At 53.7% G+C, this 26,274-nt stretch carries 18 protein-coding genes and 1 riboswitch; of the genes, 8 read left to right on the forward strand and 10 right to left on the reverse strand.

The features are described 5' to 3' along the window. Window positions 1-206: 206 nt before the first annotated feature. Window positions 207-1,142: a malate dehydrogenase gene (gene mdh, locus LJ739_RS09070; RefSeq protein WP_229159624.1), complete on the forward strand. Its 936-nt coding sequence runs from the start codon at window positions 207-209 to the stop codon at window positions 1,140-1,142. A gap of 44 nt (window positions 1,143-1,186) precedes the next feature. Here the strand turns inward: mdh and LJ739_RS09075 are convergent, their stop codons facing one another. Both LJ739_RS09075 and ppc read right to left on the reverse strand, forming a co-directional pair. Continuing rightward, window positions 1,187-1,804 (reverse strand): YigZ family protein, encoded by a 618-nt coding sequence (locus LJ739_RS09075; RefSeq protein WP_229159626.1) that lies wholly within the window; start codon window positions 1,802-1,804, stop codon window positions 1,187-1,189. Between the two features lie 75 nt (window positions 1,805-1,879). Beyond that, on the reverse strand, window positions 1,880-4,498 hold the full coding sequence (ppc, locus tag LJ739_RS09080; protein WP_229159628.1) for a phosphoenolpyruvate carboxylase: 2,619 nt from the start codon (window positions 4,496-4,498) through the stop codon (window positions 1,880-1,882). Window positions 4,499-4,676: 178 nt separating this feature from the next. Between ppc and LJ739_RS09085 the strand changes: the two genes are divergently transcribed. Both LJ739_RS09085 and LJ739_RS09090 read left to right on the forward strand, forming a co-directional pair. Beyond that, entirely contained in the window at window positions 4,677-5,297 is a 621-nt protein-coding gene (locus tag LJ739_RS09085; RefSeq protein ID WP_229159630.1) for an FKBP-type peptidyl-prolyl cis-trans isomerase, read from the forward strand. Between the two features lie 203 nt (window positions 5,298-5,500). Then, window positions 5,501-7,066 carry a SulP family inorganic anion transporter gene (locus LJ739_RS09090; RefSeq protein ID WP_229159632.1) on the forward strand — a complete coding sequence of 522 codons (1,566 nt, stop codon included), beginning with the start codon at window positions 5,501-5,503 and terminating at the stop codon, window positions 7,064-7,066. Window positions 7,067-7,228: 162 nt separating this feature from the next. Here LJ739_RS09090 and LJ739_RS09095 read toward each other — a convergent pair whose 3' ends face one another. The 7 genes from LJ739_RS09095 to ccoG all read right to left on the reverse strand — a co-directional run bounded on the left by LJ739_RS09095 (window position 7,229) and on the right by ccoG (window position 15,094). Continuing rightward, window positions 7,229-7,834, reverse strand: a complete 606-nt coding sequence (locus LJ739_RS09095) for a thiol:disulfide interchange protein DsbA/DsbL (protein ID WP_229159634.1) — start codon at window positions 7,832-7,834, stop codon at window positions 7,229-7,231. Window positions 7,835-7,846: 12 nt separating this feature from the next. Beyond that, window positions 7,847-8,470, reverse strand: a complete 624-nt coding sequence (locus LJ739_RS09100; RefSeq protein ID WP_229159635.1) for a thiol:disulfide interchange protein DsbA/DsbL — start codon at window positions 8,468-8,470, stop codon at window positions 7,847-7,849. Window positions 8,471-8,610: 140 nt separating this feature from the next. Beyond that, complete coding sequence (locus LJ739_RS09105) at window positions 8,611-9,759, reverse strand: topoisomerase IV (RefSeq protein ID WP_229159637.1); 1,149 nt, start codon at window positions 9,757-9,759, stop codon at window positions 8,611-8,613. Between the two features lie 11 nt (window positions 9,760-9,770). Continuing rightward, a complete protein-coding gene (locus LJ739_RS09110; protein ID WP_229159639.1) occupies window positions 9,771-10,190 on the reverse strand; it encodes a type 2 periplasmic-binding domain-containing protein in 420 nt (139 codons plus the stop codon). 265 nt (window positions 10,191-10,455) lie between these two features. After that, window positions 10,456-12,363, reverse strand: a complete 1,908-nt coding sequence (locus LJ739_RS09115; protein WP_229159641.1) for a TonB-dependent receptor plug domain-containing protein — start codon at window positions 12,361-12,363, stop codon at window positions 10,456-10,458. A gap of 56 nt (window positions 12,364-12,419) precedes the next feature. Further along, a riboswitch (cobalamin riboswitch) is annotated at window positions 12,420-12,645 on the reverse strand. A 47-nt stretch (window positions 12,646-12,692) separates the two neighbouring features. Then, window positions 12,693-13,661 (reverse strand): serine/threonine protein kinase, encoded by a 969-nt coding sequence (locus LJ739_RS09120; RefSeq protein ID WP_229159643.1) that lies wholly within the window; start codon window positions 13,659-13,661, stop codon window positions 12,693-12,695. Continuing rightward, complete coding sequence (ccoG, locus tag LJ739_RS09125) at window positions 13,661-15,094, reverse strand: cytochrome c oxidase accessory protein CcoG (protein WP_229159645.1); 1,434 nt, start codon at window positions 15,092-15,094, stop codon at window positions 13,661-13,663. The genes LJ739_RS09120 and ccoG overlap by 1 nt, the downstream gene beginning before the upstream one ends. A 214-nt stretch (window positions 15,095-15,308) precedes the next feature. Between ccoG and LJ739_RS09130 the strand changes: the two genes are divergently transcribed. From LJ739_RS09130 to LJ739_RS09150, 5 genes are all read left to right on the forward strand, one after another. After that, entirely contained in the window at window positions 15,309-15,668 is a 360-nt protein-coding gene (locus LJ739_RS09130; RefSeq protein ID WP_229159647.1) for a hypothetical protein, read from the forward strand. A gap of 122 nt (window positions 15,669-15,790) precedes the next feature. Next, complete coding sequence (locus tag LJ739_RS09135) at window positions 15,791-16,318, forward strand: DUF3016 domain-containing protein (protein ID WP_229159649.1); 528 nt, start codon at window positions 15,791-15,793, stop codon at window positions 16,316-16,318. 395 nt (window positions 16,319-16,713) lie between these two features. After that, window positions 16,714-21,171: an ExeM/NucH family extracellular endonuclease gene (locus LJ739_RS09140; RefSeq protein WP_229159651.1), complete on the forward strand. Its 4,458-nt coding sequence runs from the start codon at window positions 16,714-16,716 to the stop codon at window positions 21,169-21,171. Window positions 21,172-21,302: 131 nt separating this feature from the next. Continuing rightward, a complete protein-coding gene (locus tag LJ739_RS09145; RefSeq protein ID WP_229159653.1) occupies window positions 21,303-22,922 on the forward strand; it encodes a phosphoethanolamine transferase in 1,620 nt (539 codons plus the stop codon). 98 nt (window positions 22,923-23,020) lie between these two features. Next, window positions 23,021-24,364, forward strand: coding sequence for a dicarboxylate/amino acid:cation symporter (locus tag LJ739_RS09150; RefSeq protein WP_229159655.1), 1,344 nt, complete (start codon window positions 23,021-23,023; stop codon window positions 24,362-24,364). Window positions 24,365-24,447: 83 nt separating this feature from the next. On the opposite strand, the gene LJ739_RS09155 is transcribed toward LJ739_RS09150, so the two are convergent. Continuing rightward, window positions 24,448-26,211: an acyl-CoA dehydrogenase family protein gene (locus LJ739_RS09155; protein WP_229159658.1), complete on the reverse strand. Its 1,764-nt coding sequence runs from the start codon at window positions 26,209-26,211 to the stop codon at window positions 24,448-24,450. Between the last annotated feature and the right edge of the window lie 63 nt (window positions 26,212-26,274).

Genomic DNA, 26,274 nt, shown 5'->3' on the forward strand with positions numbered 1-26,274 from the left:
ATACAGATAAATTGTCTGGTCAATGAACCACAAAAAGGGCAAGTTTGACGTGCTTTTGCACTGATTTCCGCTCAACTCCCCTTGATTTTTGCCGTTCTGCCACCATTATTAGCCGAGTACTCGCATACGCCAAACGTACTATTGCGATCCTTCCCCGCTTACATTACTGTTTGGCCGCAAAATCAACCTTTCCACAGGAGAAGAATATGAAAGTTGCAGTGTTAGGTGCTGCCGGCGGCATCGGACAGGCGTTGTCCCTGTTACTTAAAACCCAGTTACCTGCAGGTTCTGCATTGTCATTGTATGACGTTGCACCTGTCGTTCCTGGCGTAGCCGTTGATTTGAGCCACATCCCTACTGACGTTAATGTTAAAGGTTACGGTAAGGATGACCTGGCAGATGCACTGCAAGGTGCTGACATTGTGTTGATCCCTGCGGGTGTTCCCCGTAAGCCGGGCATGGATCGTTCTGATCTGTTCAACATCAATGCCGGGATCGTGAAAAACCTGGTTGAAGCGATTGCCGACCATTGTCCTGATGCGTGTACCTGTATCATCACCAACCCGGTGAATACCACAGTGGCGATTGCCGCTGAAACGTTGAAAGCCAAAGGTGTGTATAACAAGAACAAGTTGTTCGGTGTGACCACGCTGGACGTTATCCGTGCGGAGACTTTTGTTGCTGAAGCCAAAGGTCTGAACCCTGCCAACGTTCACGTGCCTGTGATCGGTGGTCACTCAGGTACGACCATTTTGCCTCTGCTGTCTCAGGTTGAAGGTGTAGAGTTCAGTGATGAAGAAGTCGCCAGCCTGACACACCGTATTCAGAATGCCGGCACCGAAGTGGTAGAAGCCAAAGCGGGCGGCGGCTCTGCGACACTGTCAATGGGTCAGGCGGCAGCGCGTTTCTGTCTGTCTCTGGTTGCTGCCATGCGTGGTGACAACGTGGTTGAATACACCTACGTTGAAACCAACAGTGATGACGCGGTCTTTTTCTCACACCCCGTTCGATTGGGTAAAAACGGTGTGGAAGAGATCCTGCCCTACGGCGAGCTGAGCGCATTTGAAAAACAAGCCAAGCAAGACATGCTGGAAGGCCTGCGTGGCGATATCAAAATCGGTGTTGATTTCGTTAACGGCTAATACCGGTTGTCTCGTGTTAAAAACCGCGCCCTAGCGCGGTTTTTTTATGCCCTAGGTTCAATAAAGCGAACCTTTCCCTGGGTCAGTTCGATCAACTCCTGTTGACGATGTTCAGCGGTGCTGGCATTGACGGCCAGGGTGAAACCCGCGCGGGCATTGAATGCCCGTTCGAGGATTGATACGTCATCCTGCCCGGCAAACTGCTCAATGCTGCCGATGTCTTCAAAAGGCACTTCGATGGTCCATTGGACACGTCGATGAAACAGCACGGTGTCCAGTGTCGTCAGGGCTTGTTTAACCCCGCCACCGTAGGCTTTCACCAAGCCACCGGTGCCCAGCTTGATGCCCCCGGAATAACGCACGACCACGGCACAGACCTGACCAATGCCACTGCCGTCCAGTTGGGCAAGCATGGGCTTGCCTGCCGTGCCTGAAGGTTCGCCATCGTCACTGAATCCCCGTTTCACCGGGTCATCCGGTGCACCAGCGATGTATGCCCAGCAATGATGTCTGGCTTGCGGGTGGGCATTGCGACAGGAATCGATAAACTGTCGCGCCTGCGCAATTCCGTCGGTGCGGTCAATCAGCGTGATGAACTGACTCTTTTTGATGGTTTCTGTGAACTCGGCAGAAGCTGCCGGGATCGGGTAACTGTCGGTCATCTGAGTGTCTTAGTGAACGCCCCTGGTCTCATTGTAATGTCGAGGTGCGCAAGGAGGCCACAAGGGCCTCCGGATTCAACCCGTATTACGCATGCCAACGGCAATGCCGGCGATCGTCACCATCATGGCACGTTCCAGCGTTGCATCGTGTTCGTCACCCAACGCCCGGATGCGGCCCAGCAATTCAATCTGAAGATAATGCAGCGGCTGCAGGTAACCGGCCCGGATGGTCATCGAGTCCTTGCCTTTGGGATCGCTTTGCATCACGGCATCTTGTTTGAGCAAGGTCAGCAATAGAGAAACACTGTCTTTCAGCTCCTGTCGCAACGTATCGCCGAAATGTTTCAGCTCGTCTGGTACCAGGCGGGCATCGTAGGCTTCACTGATACGCGGATCGGCTTTGTTGAACACCATGTCCAGCATTGACAGGCGGGAGTGGAAGAAGGGCCAATGGGTCAGCATCTCGTCCAGGGTGTCGCCGTGACCGTTGTCGAGGGCCGTTTTGACCGCTTTCATGACACCCAACCACGACGGTAAGACAAGTCGGGTCTGTGCCCAGGCGAAGATCCACGGAATGGCGCGCAGGCTTTCTATCCCACCGGTTGGCTTGCGTTTGGCTGGGCGACTGCCCAACGGCAGTTTGCCCAGCTCCTGCTCCGGCGTGGCAACCCGGAAATAGGGCACGAAGTTTTCATCATGACGTACGGTGTGTCGATAGTTGTCTCGACCAGCATCGGCCATTTGTTGCATCACATCACGCCAGTGCTGTTTGGGTGCTGGCGGGGGCGAGACAATGGCTTCGATAATCGCGCCGGCATAGAGTCCCAGACTGCGTTTTGCCAAGGCCGGCATGCCGAATTTGTAGCGGATGGTTTCCCCTTGTTCCGTCACCCGGAAACCGCCACTCAATGAGCCGGGCGGTTGGGAATGGATCGCCGCGTGAGCTGGCAGGCCGCCACGACCGATGGTACCACCACGACCGTGAAACAAGGTCAGGGTGATGCCAAAAGACTCGGCCAGAGCAACCAGTGATTCCTGGGATTGGTATTGTGCCCATCCTGCCGCCAGCGCGCCGGCATCTTTGGCAGAGTCAGAGTAGCCGATCATCACATACTGGCGACCCTGAATGTAACCCCGGTACCAGTCAATCGATAGCAGTTTGTTCATCACCTCAGGTGCGTTGTTGAGATCATCCAGGGTCTCGAACAGTGGGGCCACCGGCATGGGCCAATCGACGCCCATTTCCTTTAGCAGCAACTGCACGGCCAACACGTCCGAGGGCAGGCTGGCCATGGATATGATGTATATACCGAAACCATGGCGTGAGTTGGCCGCCACCGTTTTACAGGTATCTATGACTTCTTTGACGTCGTCTGAGGGTGACCAGGTGTGGGGAAACAACGGCCGTTTGGAGCCCAGTTCTTTGAGCAGGAAGGCTTGTTTGTCTTCCTCGCTCCAGCCTGCGTAGTCGCCCAATCCCAAATAGCGGGTCAATTCACTGAACACGTCGGCATGGCGCTCTGAGTCCTGACGAATATCCAGCTTCAGCAGATGTACTCCGAAACAGTGCACCCGGCGGATGGTATCCAGCAGACCGGCGTTGGCGATCACAGACATGCCGCAGTGGGTCAGGGAGTGATAACACAACATCAACGGTTTAAGCAGTTCGTCTTTGTGCCCAATCCAATGGTCAGGATAGTGTTCTTCGCCGTTGAAGTAATCCAGGATCCCATCCTGGGTCTTACGTAGCTTGGCCAACAGAGGACGCAGGATGGCCCGGTAAGGCTCTTTGGCATCGCCGACTTCCTCTCGCAGTGCTTCATCGCAGTCGGCCATGGATAGCTCAACCTGCAGGCGTTCAATGTCCTGGGCGAACAACTTTGCCGCACGACGACGGGCCAGATACAGCACCTGCTGGGTGACCCGTGCGGTGACAAAGGGGTTTCCGTCCCGGTCGCCGCCCATCCAGGAGCTGAACTGCACCGGTGCTGCATCCAATGGCAGGGCCATGTCATAGCGTTCACGGGCTTTGTCATCCAATGCGCGGATGAAACCGGGTACCGCGTCCCACAGTGAGTTTTCAATCACTGAAAAGCCCCAGCGCGCTTCATCCACCGGGGTGGGACGTTCGGAGCGGATTTCCTCGGTATGCCAGGCCTGGCTGATAAGCTCGGCAATGCGGTTTTCCAGTTGTTGGCGTTCATGCTCATTGACCGAGTGTTCATGCAGGTCGCTCAGGCAGTTGGCCAGTTCACTGTGCTTGTGGATCAGCGTTCGACGGGTGACTTCGGTGGGATGGGCGGTAAGTACCAAATCGATTTGCAATTGTGAAATAGCATCCTGCAAGGTGGATGCGTCGACATTGAGTGAATCCAGATGCGCAAACAATGCCTCGACCGGATCGTCGCCGGAGGTGGCACTGTTGTATTCCTGCTCGGCGATATTGGCCAGGTTCAGAAATTGGGAAAAGGCCCGTCCAACGGTCAGTAATTCATCATTGCTCAGTTCGCTGAACAACGACTGGAGCTCTTCGGCGCAGGTCTCATCGCCCTGATAGGCGGTGCGGCCTTTGATACGGATATCTTCAATGCGTTGCAACCATGCTTCACCCAATTGGTCCTTGATGGTATTGCCCAACGTGGCGCCCAGCGAGCGAACGGTTTCCTTAAGTTGCGTATCGAGATGTTCTGACACAGAGCCTCCGGTGTTCGTGAATGAACCGTTAAAGATACGCAACCCCCATGGCTTTGTCTAAGCCGAAACGTTCTTACTCATGACCATTTCATACGTATTCATGGATTGGGGAGGCGTTGGGCACTGGGATGTGGTACCCTTGCGCCCTTTCTTAATCCACGAATGAACAGGAGCAGGTGTGAGCGATCAATATACCAGCGTTGAACAACAAGCCAGTTACGGCATCGGTTTGCAAATGGGCGAACAATTACGCAGCAATCCGTTTGAAGGGTTAGACATCACAGCCGTGGCCGAGGGCCTTGCGGATGCGTTTAATCAACAACCAGCAAAAGTTGACAATGAAGCGTTGGGCGCAGCGTTTAACGAAATTCATCAGCGTATGCAGGCGGAAAAAGCCAAGCTGCATGAAGCTAACATTGAAGCCGGTAAGGCTTTCCTGGCTGACAATGCCAAGCGCGACGGCATTCAGGTTACACCCTCTGGTTTACAGTATGAAGTGATCACCGCAGGGGAAGGCGACAAGCCTACCGCGGCATCAACCGTTCGTACCCACTACCACGGCACCCTGATCGACGGTTCTGTGTTCGACAGCTCTTACGAGCGTGGTCAACCAGCAGAATTCCCGGTCGGTGGTGTGATCAAAGGCTGGACTGAAGCGTTGCAGATGATGCCTGTGGGCAGCAAGTGGCGTTTGTATGTACCTCACAACCTGGCTTACGGTGAGCAAGGTGCGGGTGGTGCCATTGCTCCCTACAGTACACTGATTTTTGACGTTGAGCTGCTGGATATTCTGGGCTAACGCGTCTTGTCGGATTCGAAAAGGCCAGGCTTTGCCTGGCCTTTTTTTATTCTATCGTGCAGGTATTGGCTACTATTTAACATTCTGTTAAAGGACATTGCGTCAGCAAATTGCTACACTGCGCGCCGTTTTTTTGAACATTGTTGAGTGCGTTGGCCGTTTCGACGCCACCTCAACTTACACAGTACGGTGGATGTAAAATCATGTTTGATTTGATCACAAAACGCGACAGTAACGTCAAGAATGACGTGTTGTCCGGGATCACTGTCGCATTGGCACTGGTTCCTGAAGCTGTGGCATTTGCATTTGTGGCCGGCGTGGAACCGATGATTGGGTTGTATGCCGCGTTCATGATGGGATTGATCACCTCAGCCATTGGTGGACGACCGGGGATGATCTCAGGTGCCACCGGCGCCATGGCGGTGGTGATGGTTGCCTTGGTGGCACAGCATGGCGTGGCGTATTTGTTCGCTGCCGTCATACTGGCGGGCCTGCTACAAATCCTGGCCGGGGTATTCCGACTCGGTAAATTCATTCGCCTGGTGCCTTACCCGGTGATGCTCGGCTTTGTTAACGGGCTGGCGATCGTGATTTTCCTGGCCCAACTGGGTCAGTTCAAAGTGCTGGATAGCATGGGTGAACACGTCTGGATGCAGGGGCCGATGCTGTACATCATGCTTGGTTTGACCTTGCTGACCATGGCGATCATTTATTTTCTGCCTAAATTGACCACCGCCGTGCCTGCGTCGCTGGTGGCGATTGTAACGGTTACCCTGCTGGTGCACGGGCTGGATTTGGATGCCCGTACCGTCATCGATTTCGTGAAAGATATGGTGCCGGCCGAGCAACGGGACACGGTGACGCTGGCCGGTGAGTTACCCACCTTCGCGATACCTACGGTGCCGTTCACCTGGGAAACCCTGATGATCATTTTGCCGACATCGGTGATCCTGGCATTGGTGGGTCTGATTGAGTCCCTGTTGACCCTGTCACTGATTGACGAAATGACCGATACCCGAGGCCGAGGCAACAAAGAGTGTATCGGCCAGGGTGTTGCCAACACGGTGAATGGCTTTTTCGGCGGTATGGGTGGTTGTGCCATGATTGGTCAAAGTATGATCAACATCAACTCCGGCGGCCGCGGCCGACTGTCAGGTATTACTGCCGCGCTGGTATTGCTGGGCTTTATCCTGTTTGCAGCGCCACTGATTGAAATGATCCCGCTGGCGGCACTGGTCGGTGTGATGTTCGTGGTTGTTATTGGAACCTTCGAATGGGCATCATTTCGCATTATTCGCGGTGTTAACAAAGAAGACGCCTTTGTGTTGTTCTTGGTCACCGCAATCACTGTGATTGCCGATCTGGCCATTGCTGTGGTGGTGGGTGTTATCGTGTCGGCGTTGGTGTTTGCCTGGAAACACGCAACCCACATCATCGCCCGGACGCACGTGGATGACCGTGGCTGGAAAGTCTACGAACTGGAAGGGCCTCTGTTCTTTGGTTCAGTGCTGCATTTCCGGGATCTGTTCGACCCGCAGGGCGATCCGGACGAAGTGGTAATTGATTTCAAAGATTCCCGAATTTGGGACTCCTCAGGGTTGGACGCCATCGATGGTCTGGCGGATAAGTACAAGGAACAAGGCAAGAAACTGCATATTCGCCATATCAGTCAGGAGTGTAATGCGCTGTTGACCAAAGCCCAGGAATACGTGGAAATCAATGTGAATGAAGACCCTCGCTATCACATTGCCACGGACAAGCTTGGTTAATCTATTGATATCGAGTGTTCTGAAAAGCCGGCCTTCGCGCCGGCTTTTTTGTGTCTGCTGGTAGGGCGCAAAGCTGGCATTTCTCAGTGACCTGCAGGCAGCTTCCGCGACATAAAAAAACACCGCCACAAGGGCGGTGCCATTAATGCTAGTTCACAGCGTTTACTTTTGCTGGGTTAACCACAGCACCAATGCGGTGAATGTGTCCGGCGTCAGGTCGCGGCTCATGACGACCTTGTATTTATCATTGATGATGAACGCAGGTACACGGTTAAAGCCGACGGTGGCTTTGTCATTTTTCCTTACCAGAGAGCGAATGCCGAAACTGGCGGCCATTTTGGCCAGCTTGTCGGCATCGCCACCGGCCGCACGGTAGATATCCAGGATGTCTTGTTGCCCGGCAATGGGGGTGCGAGCCGTGTGGATGGCACTGAACAATGCACTGTTAAAGCGTTCGCTGTCGCCCATGGCTTTGGCCGCCAGCATCAACGCGGTAGCAGCGTCTTGTGCTTCTCTGGATGCAGAACCCATGAAATTCACATGTGCCTTCGTAAAAGCGACGGAATCAGGCAGCTGTTTTTTCATGTCGGCCACAATGGGCTCAAACGTGAAGCAGTGGGGGCACCAGAACGAAAACACTTCTTTGACATGAGGTGAAGCACTGGCGCTGTCATTGATCACTTCATAGTGTTTACCTTCCTGCCAGGGCTGCTGTGCCTGAGCGGTACTCAGTAGCAGTGAAAGTGCAAGGGCAATCCATTTAAACATCTACGTCTCCTGTTACGGCTGTTTGCTAAGCCACACGACCAGATCGACAATGTCATCGTTGGTCATGTCGCGGGTAAAAGTCGCTTGATACTTACCATTGACGATAAAATTCGGCACGCCGGCGAGGAAGCGCATGTGTTCGTCGATCGCTTTCTGGTTCTTTTTCATCATGCTGTTGACGCCAAAGCTGTTGGCCAGCTTGTCAAACTCGTCACTGCTGACATCACGCAACAAGAACAGGTTTTTCAAATCGTCCAGGCTGGTCACGGGGCTCCGTTGCACGTGGATATAATTGAAAATGGCGCTGTTCATTTCATCTTCTTTTTCCAGTGCTCTGGCGACCATCATGGCGCGGGTAGCATCGTCCTGGATCGCTTTGGAAGTGAAACGCATAAAGTTGACGTGCACCTTGGTGAATGTCACGTTGTCGCCCATTTTTGCCTTTATTTGCGCAACCAGCGGCTCAAAATTAAAGCAGTGTGGACACCAGAACGAGAAGTATTCACGAATTTCAGGGCTTGGAGTGGCCTCGTCGCTGATCACTTTGTAGTGTTCACCTTCCTGCCATTGTTCGACGGCGCACGCCTGCAACGGGATGAGAAGGCTAAAAAACGCAATGCGCAATAAATGTTTCATCGGTTATTGTTCCAGATTTTGGTCAGAAATATGCTGCCGCTAGCCTACCACAGTCAGGGGGAAAGTGAATAACTGCAGGCTGAACGAAGGATTAACGGGGGGAAATGTGCGGCAAACCACGATCGGTTTGCCGCAACGGATCAGAACACGTAGTTCACGCCGACACGCATGAGTGTCGAATCTGCATTGGCATACACATCGTCAGAATAGCGACTAAGGTCCGCCTTCAATGCAATGTTGGTGTCGTAGTCGTAACGAATACCCAACGTCAGCACATCGTATTCTTCCTGCTGTGCCATCTGGATCCCGTTGACAATGCCCGCTGCGGTTGGTTGCAGTTGAGCCGGCACATCACTGAGCAGCGACTGGAATTTCAACCCTTCGGTGCCGTCTTTATTTTCGTAAGTCAGCGACGGCGTGAAAGCACCGAAACGCATGCCCGCAGTTACGTAGTAAGACGTGTCTTTGGGGTTGAATGAATCTTCAATCTCGATGCTGGTAATTTCCGCACTGATAAACCACTCAAAGGTATCAACTTCAATGCCCAGGCCGAAAAACTCACCGGTATCGTCCCGCATCTGCATGGCATCCTCAAGGGCGCCGAGGCCCAGGCCAGGTAGTGCGGCGAGCGCGGCATTTGCGGCCTGAAGGTTGACGGAGTCAGCAGTTGACAAATCCAGGGTCGCTTTAGAACGAGCGTACACACCACGGATTTTGAACCAGTCGTAGGTTGCCTCAGCGGATACCAGTATCGTGTTGTCGCCATCCAGCTCTGCGCCACCGACGTCCGAATTCACCGTACCCAGTGCGGCTTGCAGATTGTATTCCCAGCTACCGGCGTAGTCGCTGTAATCGACCCGCACACCGTCAATGTTGTTGAAGTCAACGGCATACACCGCGCGGGGCGCAGTCACCCAGTGATAGGAATAACCCACATCAGATGACGCCGAGTAACGGAACAACGGCATACGCAACCGACCGGCAGAGATACTGGTGTTATCGGTGGCCTGATACGTCAGGTAAGCCCACTCAAATTCGGCATCATAGTCATCACTGCCACGGGCCATCACCTGCCCGGTGGCGGTCATTTTGCTGTTAATGTCGCCACTGACCTGAATCGCAAACAGGCTTTCCTGATCGAAACCAATGTCATCATCGTAGCCGTACAGCGTGTCCTCGCTGCTGGTTTTACCGGCAATCAGGTTGGCGAATCCATTGATGCGCACTTCTGCCATGGCTGAGGTGGACAGCAGGGATAAAATGGTGGTTGCAAGTAGTGTCTTTTTCATGGTCGTCCCCCTCAATTGATCGATATCGCTTTAACATCACCGGTAACATCGGCAGCGTCTACATACCCAACCGCCGAGGCATCAGCGGCCACGGCTGCAATGACTGCGGCAGGTGAATCCATCTCTTTGGGGGGCACGCCTTTGCCGGTAAACACCAGTTTCGACCAGTAGGCAGCAACCTGGTTGGAGCTGCGACCGATCACTTCTGTGTCAAAGCTCTCCCGCAACGGATGGCCGTTGGTTAAGTTGATGGGAGTGGCGGCTGAACCATCGGAAAATTTCTTTTCCTTTCCTAGGAACAGACGCTGGACCTGAGTTTGGGAAAGATCAGCACCGTTGCTGGGATGAACAACCATTACAATTTCAGCCAGAACGGTCTGACTGAAAAGCAACAGCGAACCGGCAACTGCGCCAGTAAGGTAGTGCTTCATGTTTAATACCTTGTGTGCCTGTTAGTGTGTTTGACACGGTATCGCACCGTGCCATCAGAACATCGTGCGTTCAATTCAACGGGAGGGTCACAAATCGCGACACCAAAACGCCCGTTTAGGATCCCCTAGATGGTGCTATGTGTCTAGATTTCAAGGGAATACCTATGTATCTAAAGCTAGATGGTTTTTTGTATTTCGGCGAGTTTTTTTCACGACTTCAGGCGCAAAAGTGACCTTGATCAATCTTTTGCGCCTGTGACATCCATCAGAAGCGGTAGCGGCCACCGACGCTGATATTGCGGTGCTGCCCCTGATACCCGGCCACGTCCTGGTAATCTTTATCCAGCAGGTTGGTCGCTTTCACATACCATTGCAGTTGTGCGGTTTGATCATAGGACAGTGTGGTATTGAGCAGGCCGTAACCGCCCAAGGTGACCTCACTGAAGGTGTTGAAGTCAGTGTCCTGTTGAGGTCCCTGATAGCTTAGCCGGGTGTACCAGGTGCCTTTGTCATCCCACAGCGGCACAGTAACGGAAAGTGCCGCCGTGCGTTTGGCGCGTCGTGGCTCAACTTGCCAGCCATCCATACCCAGCGGTTGCTCGGCATCGGTGTAGGCAAATTCTGCCGACCAGAAGACGTCAGCCCATTCACCGCTGAGTGCCAGTTCGATGCCCTTGCGGCGGCTATTGTCTGACTGATTTATCGCGCTGGATGTTGTGTAGTCACTGCTGTAAACGGTCTGAATTTCATCTTCCAGCTTAGTGTCGTAGAGGCTCATCTGCGCGCTGAGATGTTGACTGATATCCCAGTTCAGGCCAATTTCAGTGCTGTCTGCACGTTCCGGTTGCAAGTCAGGGTTACCAATAAAATTGGCCGGTGTGTAACCAAATAGCTCTGTGAAAGTAGGGTTCTTTATCGCCCGGGATTGGCTGACATAGATCCGTAATCGGGGCATGATTTGCCAGCTCACACCCAGCCGGTAGCTGTTACCATTGTCAAAGACGGAGTTGCTGTCATGTCGGGCACTCAGTGTCGTGCTCCACTGGGGCGCAAAACGCCATAAGCCGTCAATCAATACGCTGTTGGTGTGCTGGCGTTGTTGTTGGTTGGGATCACCAAAAAAGCTGGCTGGCGCTTGCTGTTCAAAGTCCTGAGCCAGGTGTTCCACAGCGCCGGTCAGGCGGGAGCCTTCGGCGAACTGGGCAGTGGTTTGTGCAAACCAGCGTGTAGCGCGGCTGTCGGTGGTGTTGCTGAAGGCGGTTGAAGCATAGGCGCGATTGCGTTGGTCGTTGATGCTGACGCCCCATTGACTGTACCAGTCGGCAGTGTGGTTCTGGCGCAGCACCAGCCGGCCGGTGAGTTTCTCCAGATGATTGCTGTTGTCTGCATCAGCGGGCACATAATTGTCAAACTCATTGCGTCCCGTGCTGTAATGCCACTGGCTGTTCAGTGTCCAGTTGGGGGACAACAACCATTGTCCGCCTGCTGATAGGCCAAACAGGCGATAACCGTCCTTTTCGTTACCGGTCAGGGCGATGTTCTGCCCGTCGGTTTGGCGGTAAAACGCACTCAGACTGATAGCGCTATCTTCAAAACGCTGTTGATAGCTGCCTTCCAGTCGCTGGCTGTTAGATTCACCGGCTTCCAATCTAACAGTGGAAGGGCCTTCTGAGGGCAGACCAGCTTGGGTTACGATATTGATAACACCACCGACTGCGCCGCTGCCCCACAACGCACTTTGAGGCCCTTTGAGGATTTCTACCCGTTGGACCTGGGACAAATTGATGTGGGCAAAGTCGACGATGTCTGCCTGTCCGGCGTCATTGACCGGAACGCCATCAATCATGACCACCACATGGTTTGATTCATTACCGCGCATGCGCAATTCGTTCAATGCTCCGGGGCCGCCGGATTGACTAAAACTCAGTCCTGCGACACCGCGCAGTAAATCAGCCATGTCAGTGGCTTGGGACGCACTGATGAGTTGCTGGTCGATAATGCTGACGCTGGCGGCCAGATCTTGCTGATTGATTGGACTACGAGCGCCAGTAATGACGATGGTTTCTACCGCATCGGTGCCTTGCGAGTCTGAAGGTTGGGATTGTGCAGTGGCACTGGTTGTCGTGTGAATGGCGATCAGTGAGGCCGCCAACGTGAAAAATTTGGATGTCATGAGGTTACTCTGCTGCTGCGCTCCACCCGAGCGCATTAGTATTTGTTCCCTGTTAATAAAGGAACCCGTACATGGCCGGTCTCCGGGCTTGAGTGTGCATTCGATGCAGGATTTTGCGCCTTCCCGGATACGCCAGCGTATCCAGTGGCTGTGTTCAACACAGCAAAACCTTGTTCACTCTTACCGTTGCGGGGGCAGCGCCAGACTGGCAGCCGTTGTGCGTCACTGGCTTCCCGATTATCCACCTGCAAAACAGGTGGCACCACGATGATGGCATTATATATGGAATTGTTATTAAAAAAACAAAAAAATGCAGATGAAGGAATAAATCAGAAGCGCGTTAGCGGCGCTTCCTGTAGGGCGGAAAGTTGTTCTTTCAACGCCAGGATTTGTTCTTCCCAGTAACGTGGAGTGTCAAACCAGGGAAAGGCTCTCGGGAAGGCGGCATCTTCCCAGCGCCGGGCCAGCCAGGCCATGTAGTGCACCATGCGCATGGCGCGAAGGGGCTCAATCAAGCTGAGTTGGTTGTTGGGAAAGGCTCTGAACTCTTCGTACGCTTCGGCCAGACAGTCCAGTTGGATCATTTGTTGTTGGCGATCACCACTGAGCATCATCCAGATATCCTGGATTGCAGGCCCCATTCGGCAATCATCCAAATCCACAAAGCTGGGACCGTCGCGCCACAAGATGTTACTGGCATGGCAGTCACCGTGCAGACGAATATAGGGTTGTTCCGTGTATTGTTCGGTAGTGCGTTCGATGACCTGATCCAACACGGTAAAAAACGCTGTGTGCAAGCTTTCAGGTAACTGCGGACACTGGGACAGAGTGAGACGGGATTGGACCAGGTATTCCTCGGTTGACATCGAGGGGCGATGCACAAATTCAGCGCTGGCGCTTATCTGGTGCAAGCGACCGATAAATCGGCCCATCCATTCCAGTTGCTCGAAATTGTCGGTTTCAAATTGACGCCCGCCTACTGATGGGTACAGGGCATAGTAAAAACCCTCATAGTGATGCAGGGTGCGCTCATTCAGGCGAAGTGGTGCCACCACCGGCACTTCATGCTCAGCCAGTTCTTCGGCAAAAGCATGCTCTTCGAGCAATTGCTGCTGTGTCCAGCGTCCGGGACGGTAAAACTTAACCACCATGCGGCCATGCTGTTCGGTAACAAACTGATAGACCCGGTTTTCATAACTGTTGAGGGCCAGCAGGCCACTGTTGACCTGCACACCGGTCGCTTCGATGGCATCCAGCAGCATGTCCGGATGCAGGGCTGAAAATTGAAAGTCAGTCATCAGCGATAAATGAACTTGCTGGGTTCAATGCTTTCAACAACCTCGTCGGTACCGTCGATACTGTGCACATGGAATTGTATTGTGGTGATTTTCTCGGTCAACACTTCAGGATCCACGGTGACCGACAGCGGTTGTGTGAACACCTCTCCACCGTCTACGGACACCTGCAAGGTGCCAATCAGTCGCACATATTCAATCCCCAGCACGTCAATCTGATAGGTAGCCGGTTTTTGTGATTTATTCAGTATTTTCAACGAGTAAACGTTTTCCACCAAACCGTCTCCGGTTTCACGGTAGAGGGCGTTACGGTCGCGGATGATGTCCACTTCCAGGGGCACACGGTGGGCAATTTCATACACCAGCAGACTGACCATGATGGTCAACACAACGGCATAGCCCGCCAGCTTAGGGCGGAAAATATGCGTTGTCCCGCCGGCCAGCTGATGTTCCGAGGTAAAGCTGATCAAGCCCTTGGGATAGTCCATTTTTTCCATTACACCATTGCAGGCATCCACACAGGCCCCGCAATTGATGCACTCGTATTGTAATCCGTTGCGGATATCGATACCGGTCGGACACACCTGAACACACAGGTTACAATCGATGCAGTCTCCCAGCCCGTTGGCCTGGTTCTGTTCCCGGGTTGTCTTACGGGAACGTGGACCCCGTTGTTCGCCACGACGGGGGTCGTAGGCCACCGTAAAGGTGTCTTTGTCAAACATGGCCGATTGGAAGCGGGCATAAGGGCACATGTGGGTGCACATGATTTCACGCATCCAGCCGGCGTTACCGTATGTACACACGGTGAAAAAGAACACCGAGAACATTGCCCAGAAGCTGGCTTGCCAGGTGAAGAATTCAATGAACAAACGGTCAATGGGGGTAAAGTAGCCTACAAACGTCAATGCGGTGAGTAGCGCCACGGCTACCCAGGCAGTGTGCTTGAGGGATTTGCGCCACAACTTGTCAAAGTCCATCGGCCGTTGATCAAGCTTCATACGTTTGTTTCTGGCCCCTTCAATTTTTTCTTCAAACCAGATGTAGATAAAGGTCCAGGTGGTTTGCGGGCACATAAAACCGCACCACACCCGGCCGGCGAAGGTGGTGATAAAAAACAGTGCAAAGGCGGCAATGATAAAAATCCACGCCAACAGGGTCAGATCCTGGGGCCACAATGTCAGACCAAAGATGGAGAATCGCTGGGCGCCAATGTCGAGCAAAATGGCCTGATGTCCCTCGTACCGTAGCCACGGAAGCAACAGAAATAAGCCGAGAAAAATGAGTCCAAAGCTACGACGGATAGTTTCCATGGTACCTTCCACCGCTCGCACATAGATCCGGCTGCGTGGGGTGTAGGCATTTTCATGTTGAGAAGGGTCGGGCCGGTGAACTTTGACAGGGGTAACGTTTTTGACAGGAATGCGTTCACTCATTCAGGGTATCCTTTGATCATTGGGCCATCTCCAATGTGCCCGGAGTATAACAGTTTGATGGTTGGATTGTTGCAGTTTCTGTTTGCTGGCGGCTTAATCTGGATCAAAGATATGAAAACGTACACGCGATTATCATTGCCCATATGCTTGAAGTGTTTTTTTTTTGCACAAAATCACCTAGTCTTACCCTCCACCATAGGTAAGTTGTAAAGTTATGATACGTTCATTGATCATTATTTTGGAAATTGCAGTGTTAGTGACGCTGCTGCGCACGTCCTTCGTGCAGTATTTCCTGTCCGATATACAGGTTTCGTTGTCCGACTGGATGACGGAGGTGTCTCTGATCGCCGAACGACAGGAGCTGGACGCGTTGCGTGATGCAATTGCGCCGGTTACGACCCATATGCGGGATTATCAGAAAGCCTATATGGAAGACATCACGTCCCGTAAAGTTAAAGTGCAAAACTTTCATCACTTGTATTGCGAGAAAGGCGATAAAAACCCTTATGTTTATGGCGCTTCCTTGTCACAAATCTGCAGCGCCATTCGACAATCCCATCTGCTCGCCAGCTGATCCTTCGGTTGGCGGCAGGTCGCCAACCAGTTGGATTTAACCCAAGGTTCCGTTACAGTTCAGTCAGTATTCAGTTGACCGGTCTATAGTTTTACAGTATCGGTCAAGAAGAGGACGTGGTAATGAACCTTAAATCCAATATGGTCATAACAACCATTTGTGCGCTGTTGCTGGGAATCTCATCCACCGCGCAGGCCGCAGGCACGGTCAACGTGGAATGGCAAGAGCCTTCCGACTATCGCGACATTAAGCCCACCAATGAATCCCGCAAAAGGTTTCAGGAGCGTGTGCTCGGCGAGTTGGAATCATACCTGGTTACGCTGGGTGAAGAACTGCCTGACGGGCAGGTGCTGAGCATGGTCGTGACTGATCTCGATCTGGCCGGTGAAGTGTGGCCAGCCTCGTTTGTCGGTATGACCGGTGGTCAGGACGTGCGCATCGTCAAAGAGCTCTACATTCCGCGCATCAGCTTCAGTTATACCCTCAAAGACGCAGAGGGTAACGTGCTCAAAGAAGGTGAAGAAAAGCTTAAAGACATGGGCTTTCAAACCCACACTCCGTCACGACGGATGGACAACGACGCGTTTAAATATGAAAAACACATGCTCAAAGATTGGTTTACCAAATCGTTGATGGCCACAGAGCAATAATGCTTTCCCGGCAGATTTGAGTCTGCCGGGTTTCCTTCCCGGTAAAATGCTATCCCGCCCAATTAATTAACCAAGGGTTTCTGCCGCCTGTCCAGGTGACAGTAATTTGGCGTTTTTTTGCGCACTGAAATCTGCCTTGATTACGGGATAAAAATGCATATGAAACAAAGGTTTCACATCGTTATAGGTGAAATAATATACTGACTATTCAGTCAAAAAATTGACAGTTATCGTTGAATTATTAGCCGTATTCTGCGACTATTCCCGCCGGAAAACGCCGCTTGAATTACCCTACTGTCATACTTGTGTCACAGTCCGAATTTATCCTCGCGGTCCCAAAAAAATATAAAAAATAACACCACGAAAGTGGGTCACGACTCATGTTAGGAGAGGTTATGAAATTCCGTGTTTCGGCACTGGCGGCACTGTGTTGCGCGTCTTTCGCCCATTCTGTCACGGCGACCACCTTATGGACTGAAGATTTTGAATCTGCAGCCCTGGCAGGGAAAGGCGCCGTCGGTATTGATGCTACCAATGTTACTGTGGATATGGACGGGGTAACCCGTTGGAGTATCGACATCAGTGCAGCCAGCCTGACGGCCAGCAGCGACTTCTTTCAGGTGTCCGGTGGACAGATGGTTGCCCAGGACGTGGATGGCGAGGTCGTGTGGCTGTCGGAAGTGATCGACATCAGTGGTAAGAGCGGCGTTGCGTTTTCGTTGCAAGCGCTGGAAAACGGCGACCACGAAGGGACCGACTATTTTCACGTTAGCTATGCTGTCGACGGCGGTAGTTTCATTGACCTGATTAATTGGGATGGCAAAGGCTCCGACACACGTACGTTGGTCGGTGACCTGCCTGATGATGGCGACTGGATTGATGCAACCATCAGCCAGTTCGTTGGCACAGGCTCAACCCTGCAAATCCGTGTGGCTATGATCAACAATGCCGGCAGTGAGCAAATGTCGCTCGACAACGTGCTGGTGTTTGATGGTGCTACTGACGGTGGTGACGCCGGTGGTGGTGACACGGGCGGCGATACGGGTTCCTTAGAAGGGGTATGCTTCAATTGCCCTGATCTGGATAAAATCAAAGATGCCAGCGCCTTTGTGGATGCCGACTACTATGCGCCGGTGATCACCGAAGTCACCGCAGGTTCATCCGCGGATATCATCAAACAGCGCCTGACGGAAGTGATCAGCACGGATCATCGGGTACTGTCTTATTCTGAAGTATGGACGGCACTGACCGTTTCTGATCAGGATCCGGCCAACAGTGACAATGTGATCCTGTTGTACTCAGGCTGGTCGCTGCCCAAGCTGTCTAACGGCAGTGGCACGCAAAGCTCAAACCCTGACAACTGGAACCGTGAGCACGTGTGGCCAAACAGTCACGGCTTCTCTTCGCAGAGCTTTGAAGCCTACACCGATGCCCACCACCTGCGTCCCACTGATATCAGTATCAACGGTGACCGCGGCAATCTGGATTTCGATAACAGCGACAACCCGCTGGCGGAAGCCCCTGAGAACCGAATCGATGCAGACTCTTTCGAACCCCGTGACGCCGTTAAAGGTGACGTGGCGCGAATGATGTTTTACATGGATACCCGTTACGAAGGTGCAGGCAGTGATGTGACGCCTGATCTGGAACTGGTAAACACCCTGACCTCGACCGGTGAAGCCCGCCTGGGACGCTTGTGTACCTTGATTGCCTGGCACGAAGCCGATCCGGTTGATGGCTTTGAGCAAAACAGAAACGACGCCCTGTATGAATTCCAGGGCAACCGTAACCCGTTTATCGATCACCCCGAGTGGGTCAGCACATTGTATGATGCTGCCACGTGTGACGACGCTGGCGGCGACACCGGTGGTGGAGATACCGGAGGCGGTGATACCGGCGGTGGTGACACCGGTGGCGATACCGTGACCAGCGGTGCAATTTTCATTTCCGAGTATGTTGAAGGCAGCAGCTTCAATAAAGCGCTGGAACTGTTCAATCCGAGCGGTAATGACATTGACCTGGCGGGTGGCAACTACACCCTGATCCGTTATGCCAATGGTAATACCTCCGGTAGCACCATCAACCTGAGCGGTACATTGCCTGCCAATGGCACGTTCGTGATTGCCAACCCGTCAGCGGATGCTGCCATTCTGGCGGTTGCCGGACAGACCAGCGGTACCATCAGCCACAATGGTGATGATGCCTACGAGCTGTACATGGACGGTCAGTTGGTGGATTCCTTCGGACGTGTTGGCGAAGACCCGGGGTCAGCCTGGGGCAGTGACAGCTATAGCACCGTCAACAATACCCTGCGCCGTAACCCGGACATCTATGCGGGGGATACGATTTCTGATGATGCATTCGATCCGTCGTTGGAATGGACCGGTTCCTCCAACAATGATTTCAGCGACCTGGGTATGCACACCGTCTTGCCTCGCGAAATCTTTATTTCTGAATACATTGAAGGCAGCAGCCTGAACAAAGCGCTGGAACTGTATAATCCATCGGGTACGGCGATTGATTTGAGCGCAGAGAATTATGCCCTGGGTCGCTTCAGTAACGGTGGTACCTCAGCAACCCTGATTGCCCTGAATGGCACCATTCCTGCGAATGGCGTGTTTGTGATTGCAAACCCTTCAGCTGACCCGGCGATACTGGCGGTTGCCGATCAAACCTCAGGCAACATCAGCCACAACGGTGATGACGCCTACGAACTGTACAAAGACGGTACTGTGATTGACAGCTTCGGACGTGTTGGCGAAGACCCGGGTTCAGCCTGGGGGAGTGGTGACGTCAGTACTGCTAACCACACGTTGGTGCGCAAGGCGTCTGTGACTGAAGGTGATACCGACAGCAGCGATGCCTTTGACCCTGCCATTGAGTGGGATGGCTATCCGAGTAATACCTTTGACTACATTGGCAGCCATGCCGGTGGTGGTGACGGTGGCGATGGCGGCGACGGCGGTTCCGAGCTGGGTAGCTGTAGCGCAGAAGCGACCTTTATCCACGCCGTTCAGGGTGATGCAGACGCCTCCCCCATGGTTGGTCAATCGGTGGTTGTTGAAGGTGTGGTTACTGCGGTATTCCCTGCCATCGGCGGCTTCTTCATGCAAGAAGAGGATGCGCAGGTGGACGGCAACAGCGCGACGTCAGAAGGTATCTTCGTGGCCTACAGCAATGAAGTTCTGCCTATCGCCGGAGACGTTGTTCGGGTACTGGGGGATGTTCAGGAAAGCTATGGTAAGACGCAGTTGAGTGCGGCACTGGCTCCGCTGGTGTGCGGTAGCGACGCAGTGGCAACCACGCCATTGGTACTGCCTTTTGCCTCAGCAGAAGATGCGGAAACTCTGGAAGGCATGCTGGTTGAAGCGGCCAGCACCCTGACAGTGACCGACAGCTACAACCTCGGCCGTTACGGTGAAGTCACGTTGTCCAGCGAGCGTTTGTTCATTCCGACCAACCAGTTTGCGCCGGGCAGTGCTGAAGCACAGGCCCTGGCAGCCAGTAACGCACTTAACCGCGTACTGCTGGACGATGGCGTCAATGGCAGCAACCCTGAACCCGTGATTTATCCGACCGGCAACCTGTCTGCCAGCAACACCCTGCGTTTGGGTGACCAAGTGTCTACCCTGGTCGGTGTGATGGACTACAGCTTCAGCAACTACCGTGTCATTCCGGTTCAGGCCCCGACATTTGTGGCCAGTAATGGTCGTGACGCAACGCCGGATATTGCCCGCGGGAATGTCACGGTTGCCAGTCTTAACGTGCTGAACCTGTTTAATGGTGACGGCCAAGGGGGTGGTTTCCCCACCTCACGCGGTGCTGACTCCGTTGCTGAGTTTGAGCGTCAGCTGCCCAAAACGGTTGCGGCAATCATTGCCATGGACGCCGATATTGTGGGTCTGATGGAAATTGAAAACGATGGTCAGGGTCAATTCAGCACCTTGCGGACCCTGGTGGATGCGATCAACGCAGAACTGGGTGACAGCGTGTATGACCTGGTTGTCACCGGTGAGGCCCTGGGTACTGACCAGATTGCCGTCGCGCTGCTGTACAAGCCGGCGACCGTGAGCCTGGAAGGTGATGCCATCGTCAACATGGACAGCGTGTTTAACCGTCCTCCGTTGGCACAGGTGTTCCGTCTGCAAAACAATGCAACCCTGACAGTCGTGGTTAACCACTTCAAATCCAAAGGTTGTGGTGGCGCCAGTGGTGACGACGCCGACAGCGGTGATGGTCAGAGCTGCTACAATGCGACCCGCGTTACTCAGGCCAATACCCTGAGCAATTGGATTGCCACTGATGGGACGCTGTCTCGTCAACAACATGTGTTGATCATCGGTGACCTTAACGCCTACGCCAAAGAAGATCCTATTGCTGCACTGGAAGGTGCCGGTTACGTGAATCTGATTGCGCAATTTGGCGGTGCAGAGGCATATTCTTACGCCTTTGGTGGCGAGATGGGTTACCTGGACCACGGCCTTGCCAATCAAGCCCTGGCTGACAAAGCCGTGGATGCAGGTGAATGGCACATCAATGCCGATGAGCCTCGTGTTCTGGACTACAACGTTGAGTACAAGTCTGAGCAACAGGTGCTGGACTTCTATTCGGCTGACCCGTTCCGTATGTCCGATCACGACCCAATGCTGGCCAGCTTTGAGCTGCCTCGCCTAGGCGACTTCGATGGCGATGACGACGTTGATAATCTCGATATCCGTGCCCTGATGATGGCAATCGCCCGCAATCAGCCGGTGGATATCTCCTTCGATTTCAACGGCGACGGTGTGGTCGATGCACGCGACATTCGCCTGATGCGTGACTACTGCACCCGCCGGGCCTGTCTGACCCGCTAAGGGAAGACAATCTTCGGTTCAAAAAAGCGCCCAAACGGGCGCTTTTTTTATGCCTGCTTTGTGCCTGGGATTGTTAAGGCTGACTTAATCTGCGGGCGCTAGAGTGGCGCGTATCGTTTTGAGGTGCGCCTATGTTTTCGACCACATTATCCCAATCATCGTCGCTGATCCGCTGCCACTTCCCTGGCCGTCATACCTATCGCCTGGCCGTGGCCACCTGGATAACCGCGGTGCTGAACATCCCCCTGTTTCAGAGTCTCGACAGTTCACTTGTGGTCCAGGTCGGTGTGTTGTTGTGGTTGTTGAATGGCCTGATCGTTTATCTGTTTACGCCAGGGAAACTGTTGGTGCCGGGTACCGTTGTGTTGTTGTTGACCAGCAGCTGTGCGAGTTACTTCATTTATCATTATGGCACTGTAATTGACCGCCCGATGATCCAGAATGTGATGGAAACGGACATGCATGAGGCAATGGATTTGATTTCCTGGCCGATGCTGATGTCAGTGTTGGCTGGGGCTTTACCCCTGGTGTTGGTCGGCAAAATCTGTCAGGGAAATCGTCCGGCGCCACAGCGTATCAAATTCTATGCCTTGTACCTTTTAATCTTCGGCCTTGGGATCACCAGTCTTGCACTGGGTAACTTTCAACAGTACTCCGGCTATTTTCGACAGCACAAACAGCTTAAGCATCTGGCCACACCGGTCAACATCATCACCGCTGGCGAGTCCTATCTGCGCAACAATGTGTTGCGACAGGAGATGGCTTTTCAGACCATCGCTACCACGGTAGACGTAGCGCCAACAACCCATCAACCCTCTATTGTGGTTGTCGTATTGGGTGAAACGGCGCGCGCGGATCACTTTCGCGCCAACGGATATGGCCGCGATACCACGCCAACCCTTGCCAGCGACAGACTGATCAATTTCAACGATGTGTCTTCCTGCGGTACCGCTACCGCGCACTCGTTGCCGTGCATGTTCTCATGGTTGGATCAGGCGCACTATGAGGAAGCCACTGCCCGTGCCAGTGAGAATGTGCTGGACGTGCTTCAGCGCGGGGGCATCAAGGTACAGTGGTTTGACAACAACAGTGGTTGTAAACACGTGTGCGACCGTATCGACAGTGTAATGTACTGGCAGCAGCCTGAATGCGAAGACGGTTGTACCGACAACGTGCTGCTTGATGGGCTGCGGGATTTCACCCGCCGTGTTCAGCGGGAAGGAGGGCAGGGTGTTGTGGTGTTGCATCAGCAGGGCAGTCACGGTCCTGCCTATTTCAAACGCAGCCGCGTTGAAAACAAGCGCTTTTTGCCCGAATGTCGCAGCGAAACCTTTTCTGGTTGCTCCACCGAGGAGATCGTCAATGCCTATGACAACAGCCTGGTCGAGACCGGCGCATTGCTCAGTGGTGTTACCCGCTACCTGGAGGGGCTGAAGACCGACGCGGCGATGTTGTATGTGTCTGATCACGGTGAGTCCCTGGGCGAAGGCGGCGTCTATCTGCATGGGCTACCTTACTGGATGGCACCCCAAGCGCAGACCCATGTACCGATGATGTTATGGCTGTCTGACGGCTTTGCCCAATCTCACAGCCTGGACACCGACTGTATCTCAACTCTGGCCAGTAAGCCCCAGAGTCATGATCTGTTGTTTGATTCACTGTTGACGCTCAGTGATGTCACCATTACCACAGAGCAACCCGTTGCCGGTGGCTTATCACAGTGCAGAAACAGTCAACCTCACAGGTCGTAGATAAACAGTGACGTTTTGGCCCGGGTTTGTGCCCGATCAATGGTCCCTCCCGGAAGGTGTATTACACTGTTTGTAAATATGTTTTCAGGGAGTCATTGATGCAGGGTTTACCACTATTTTTACAGCCACTGGTGGCATTGCGACAACAATTCGATCGTCTGATCCAGGGTCGTTTATGGCTCAAAGTAATAGTGGCATTGTGCCTCGGGGTTGTATGCGGGGTGGTGCTGGGGCCGGACCTGCACTGGTTCTCCAATCGCACCGTCAATGTGATAACTGCCTGGTTAGCGCTACCCGGCCAATTGTTTCTGGCCATTATTCAGATGATTGTTGTGCCGCTGGTATTGGCCTCTGTGGTGCGTGGTCTGGCTGCCAACAACAATCCCGACGCGCTGAAACAAAATGGCATCGTGGCCATTGTGTTTATTCTCGGGTCGACGGCGGTCGCCGCCGCAACAGGCATCTCACTGGCTCTGCTGATTGAACCTGGCAGTTATATCGATGCAGGCACGTTGGTCGACGCAAACGCGGCACCGCTGACCAGTGTTGCCGCCAAAGGGTTTCCAGAGATGGCAGAGCTTCCAGCCAAAGTTTCAGCGCTTATCCCGAAAAACCCACTGGCATCCATGGCGTCCGGTGAAATGTTGCAGGTGATCCTGTTTGCCGCGGTACTTGGGGCGGCCTTGCTGTCGATCCCGGCGCAACAGTCGAAACCTCTGTTTGAGTTGCTGGGCGCGTTGCAGGAAGTCAGTTTGCGCATCGTTTCCTGGGCGATGTTGTTGGCACCCCTGGCGGTATTTGGCTTGATCACCAAGTTGGTCGCGAATCTGGGCATCGATGTGCTGGCGGGGATGTTGATCTATGTTGCCACCGTACTGCTCGGCGTTGTGGTCATTGGCATCATGTACCTTGTGGTGGCCAGGTTTACCTGGCGTAAGCCACTGGGCGTATTTTTGGGTCATGTGCGGGAGCTGCTGTTGCTGGCCTTTTCAACCAGTAGCTCGGCTGCAGTAATGCCGATCACCCTGGATGTCACTGAAAATCGCCTGGCAATAAAGCCGGACATTGCCCGCTTTCTGGTGCCATTGGGCGCTACCATCAATATGACCGGTACCGCCATGTATCAGGGCATCGCGACGGTGTTTCTGGCCCAGGTGTTTGGTGTCGATCTAAGCCTGACCAGCTACCTGTTCATCGTGACCATGGCGGTAGCTGCATCGGTCGGTTCGCCAGCCACTCCCGGCGCCGGGATCATCATCCTGAGCATGGTGCTTGAAGGGGTAGGCATTCCGGCGGCGGGGATAGCGTTGATCCTGGGCGTCGATCGGATCCTGGACATGTGCCGCACCTCACTCAATGTATTAGGCGACGTGGTGACCTGTACAACGGTGCAATACGTGACCCAATCGCCTGTGGCTGAGAAAAAGCGGCCTGAAGTGTAATCTTGCCTGACGTACATTGACGGTTACGACGCAGACAATAAAAAAGGCACCCGAAGGTGCCTTTGCGATAAGTTACAGGGTTTTTACTGGTAGTCGAACTCATCGTCCGCCAGGGCCACCAGATCTTCAGCCCCCTCGAGCAACGCCGCTTTGTGCGTTGCCGCGCGGGGCAACAGGCGTTTCAGGTAAAAGGCGCAGGTTTTCGCTTTCCCCTGTGCCAATGAGGCAGTCTCACTGGAGGAAGCCCGGTCCGCCATACTCAACCACAGTACACCAAGCAGCATATACGCGCTGTACGCCAGATAGTCGTTGGCTGCACCGGCCAAATCAACGGCGGATAACCCCCGCAGTTGCACCGACAGGTCATGCCATTCATCGAGCAAGGCCTGGGCCTTGGCTTGTTGCTGTGTATCCGCGATACGCGCAATGTGCGCCTGGAACACCTCAGTCGTTGCAGCGAGCATGCTGTCGCTGTCACGTGCCAGTTTACGGGAGATCAGATCGGCGGCCTGGATACCGTTGGTGCCCTCATACAACTGGCTGATCCGAGAGTCACGGATCAGCTGTTCCATGCCCCATTCGCGAATATACCCATGACCTCCGAACACCTGCACACCGTGCTGGCCGCTTTCCTGTCCCATGTCGGTCATGAATGCCTTACAAATTGGCGTCAAAAAGGCCAGCACCTGGCCCGCTTTACCTTTGTCGGCCTCGTCGTCGGCGTATTTCTCAATGTCCATCTGCGTGGCATACAGGTACGCCAGAGCCCGGCAACCTTCGGTCAGGGCCTTCTGGGTCAACAACATGCGTCGCACATCCGGCTGATGCAAGATAGGATCAGCCTTGCTGTCGGGTTGTTGAGCACCCTGAGGGGCGCGAGACTGAAGCCGTTCACGGGCATAACTTAACGCCCCCTGGTAGGCTGCCTCAGCCAGGCCAAGGCCCTGAAGACCGACCTGAAAGCGGGCATCGTTCATCATGGTGAACATGCAAGCCAGACCGGTATGTGGTGCACCGACCAGATACCCGGTGGCGCCATCGAAATTCATCACGCAGGTTGGGCAGCCTTTTAAGCCCATTTTCTTTTCCAGCGAGCCGACCGACAGGCTATTTGCCTGGCCGGGATTGCCCTGGTTATCGGGAATGAATTTAGGCACTAAAAACAGGCTAATGCCTTTAACGCCCGCTGGTGCATCCGGAAGACGGGCCAGTACCATGTGGACGATGTTGTCGGTCCAGTCCTGATCTCCGCCGGAAATAAAGATTTTGCTGCCGGTGATTTGGTAAGTGCCATCATCGTTGGGTTCTGCCTTGCTGCTCAGCAAGGCAAGATCGGTGCCGGCGTGCGGCTCTGTCAGGCACATGGTCCCGGTCCATTCACCGGAAATCAGCTTGGCCAGATAGGTTTGTTTGAGCTGCTCATCAGCGTGTTTACTGACCGCCAGCACCGCGCTTTCGGTCAGCATACTGATCAATCGCCAGCTGACGTTGGCCGAATTGAGCATTTCGTGGACCGGTACGGCCATGCTGTAGGGCAAGTCCTGGCCGTCATACTCGGCGCTGCCCAGCATGGCGTTCCAGCCATTGACAATGTATTCCTGATAGGCTTGGGCAAAGCCATCCGGAGTCGTGACCTTGCCGTCCGCCAGCGTGCAGCTTTGCTCATCACCTTCGCGGTTGAGTGGCGCAATCACCTGCTCGGCGAATTTACCGCCCTGGGCGAGGACTTCATTGACCAGTTCTTTGTCGAAATCTGCCATGCCCAGTGAGGCATAGTGTTTGTCCAGTTCCAACCAGTCATGGAGAATAAATTGAATGTCGGTAAGTGGCGCTACATACTGCGGCATAACCCTTCCTGTTTTGCTTGTCGTTCAACACATCAGACCAGTATAACCTGAAGCTCCGGGGTT

The sequence above is a fragment of the Fluctibacter halophilus genome (assembly GCF_020687825.1).
In the GTDB taxonomy this organism is placed as follows: Bacteria; Pseudomonadota; Gammaproteobacteria; order Enterobacterales; family Alteromonadaceae; genus Fluctibacter; species Fluctibacter halophilus.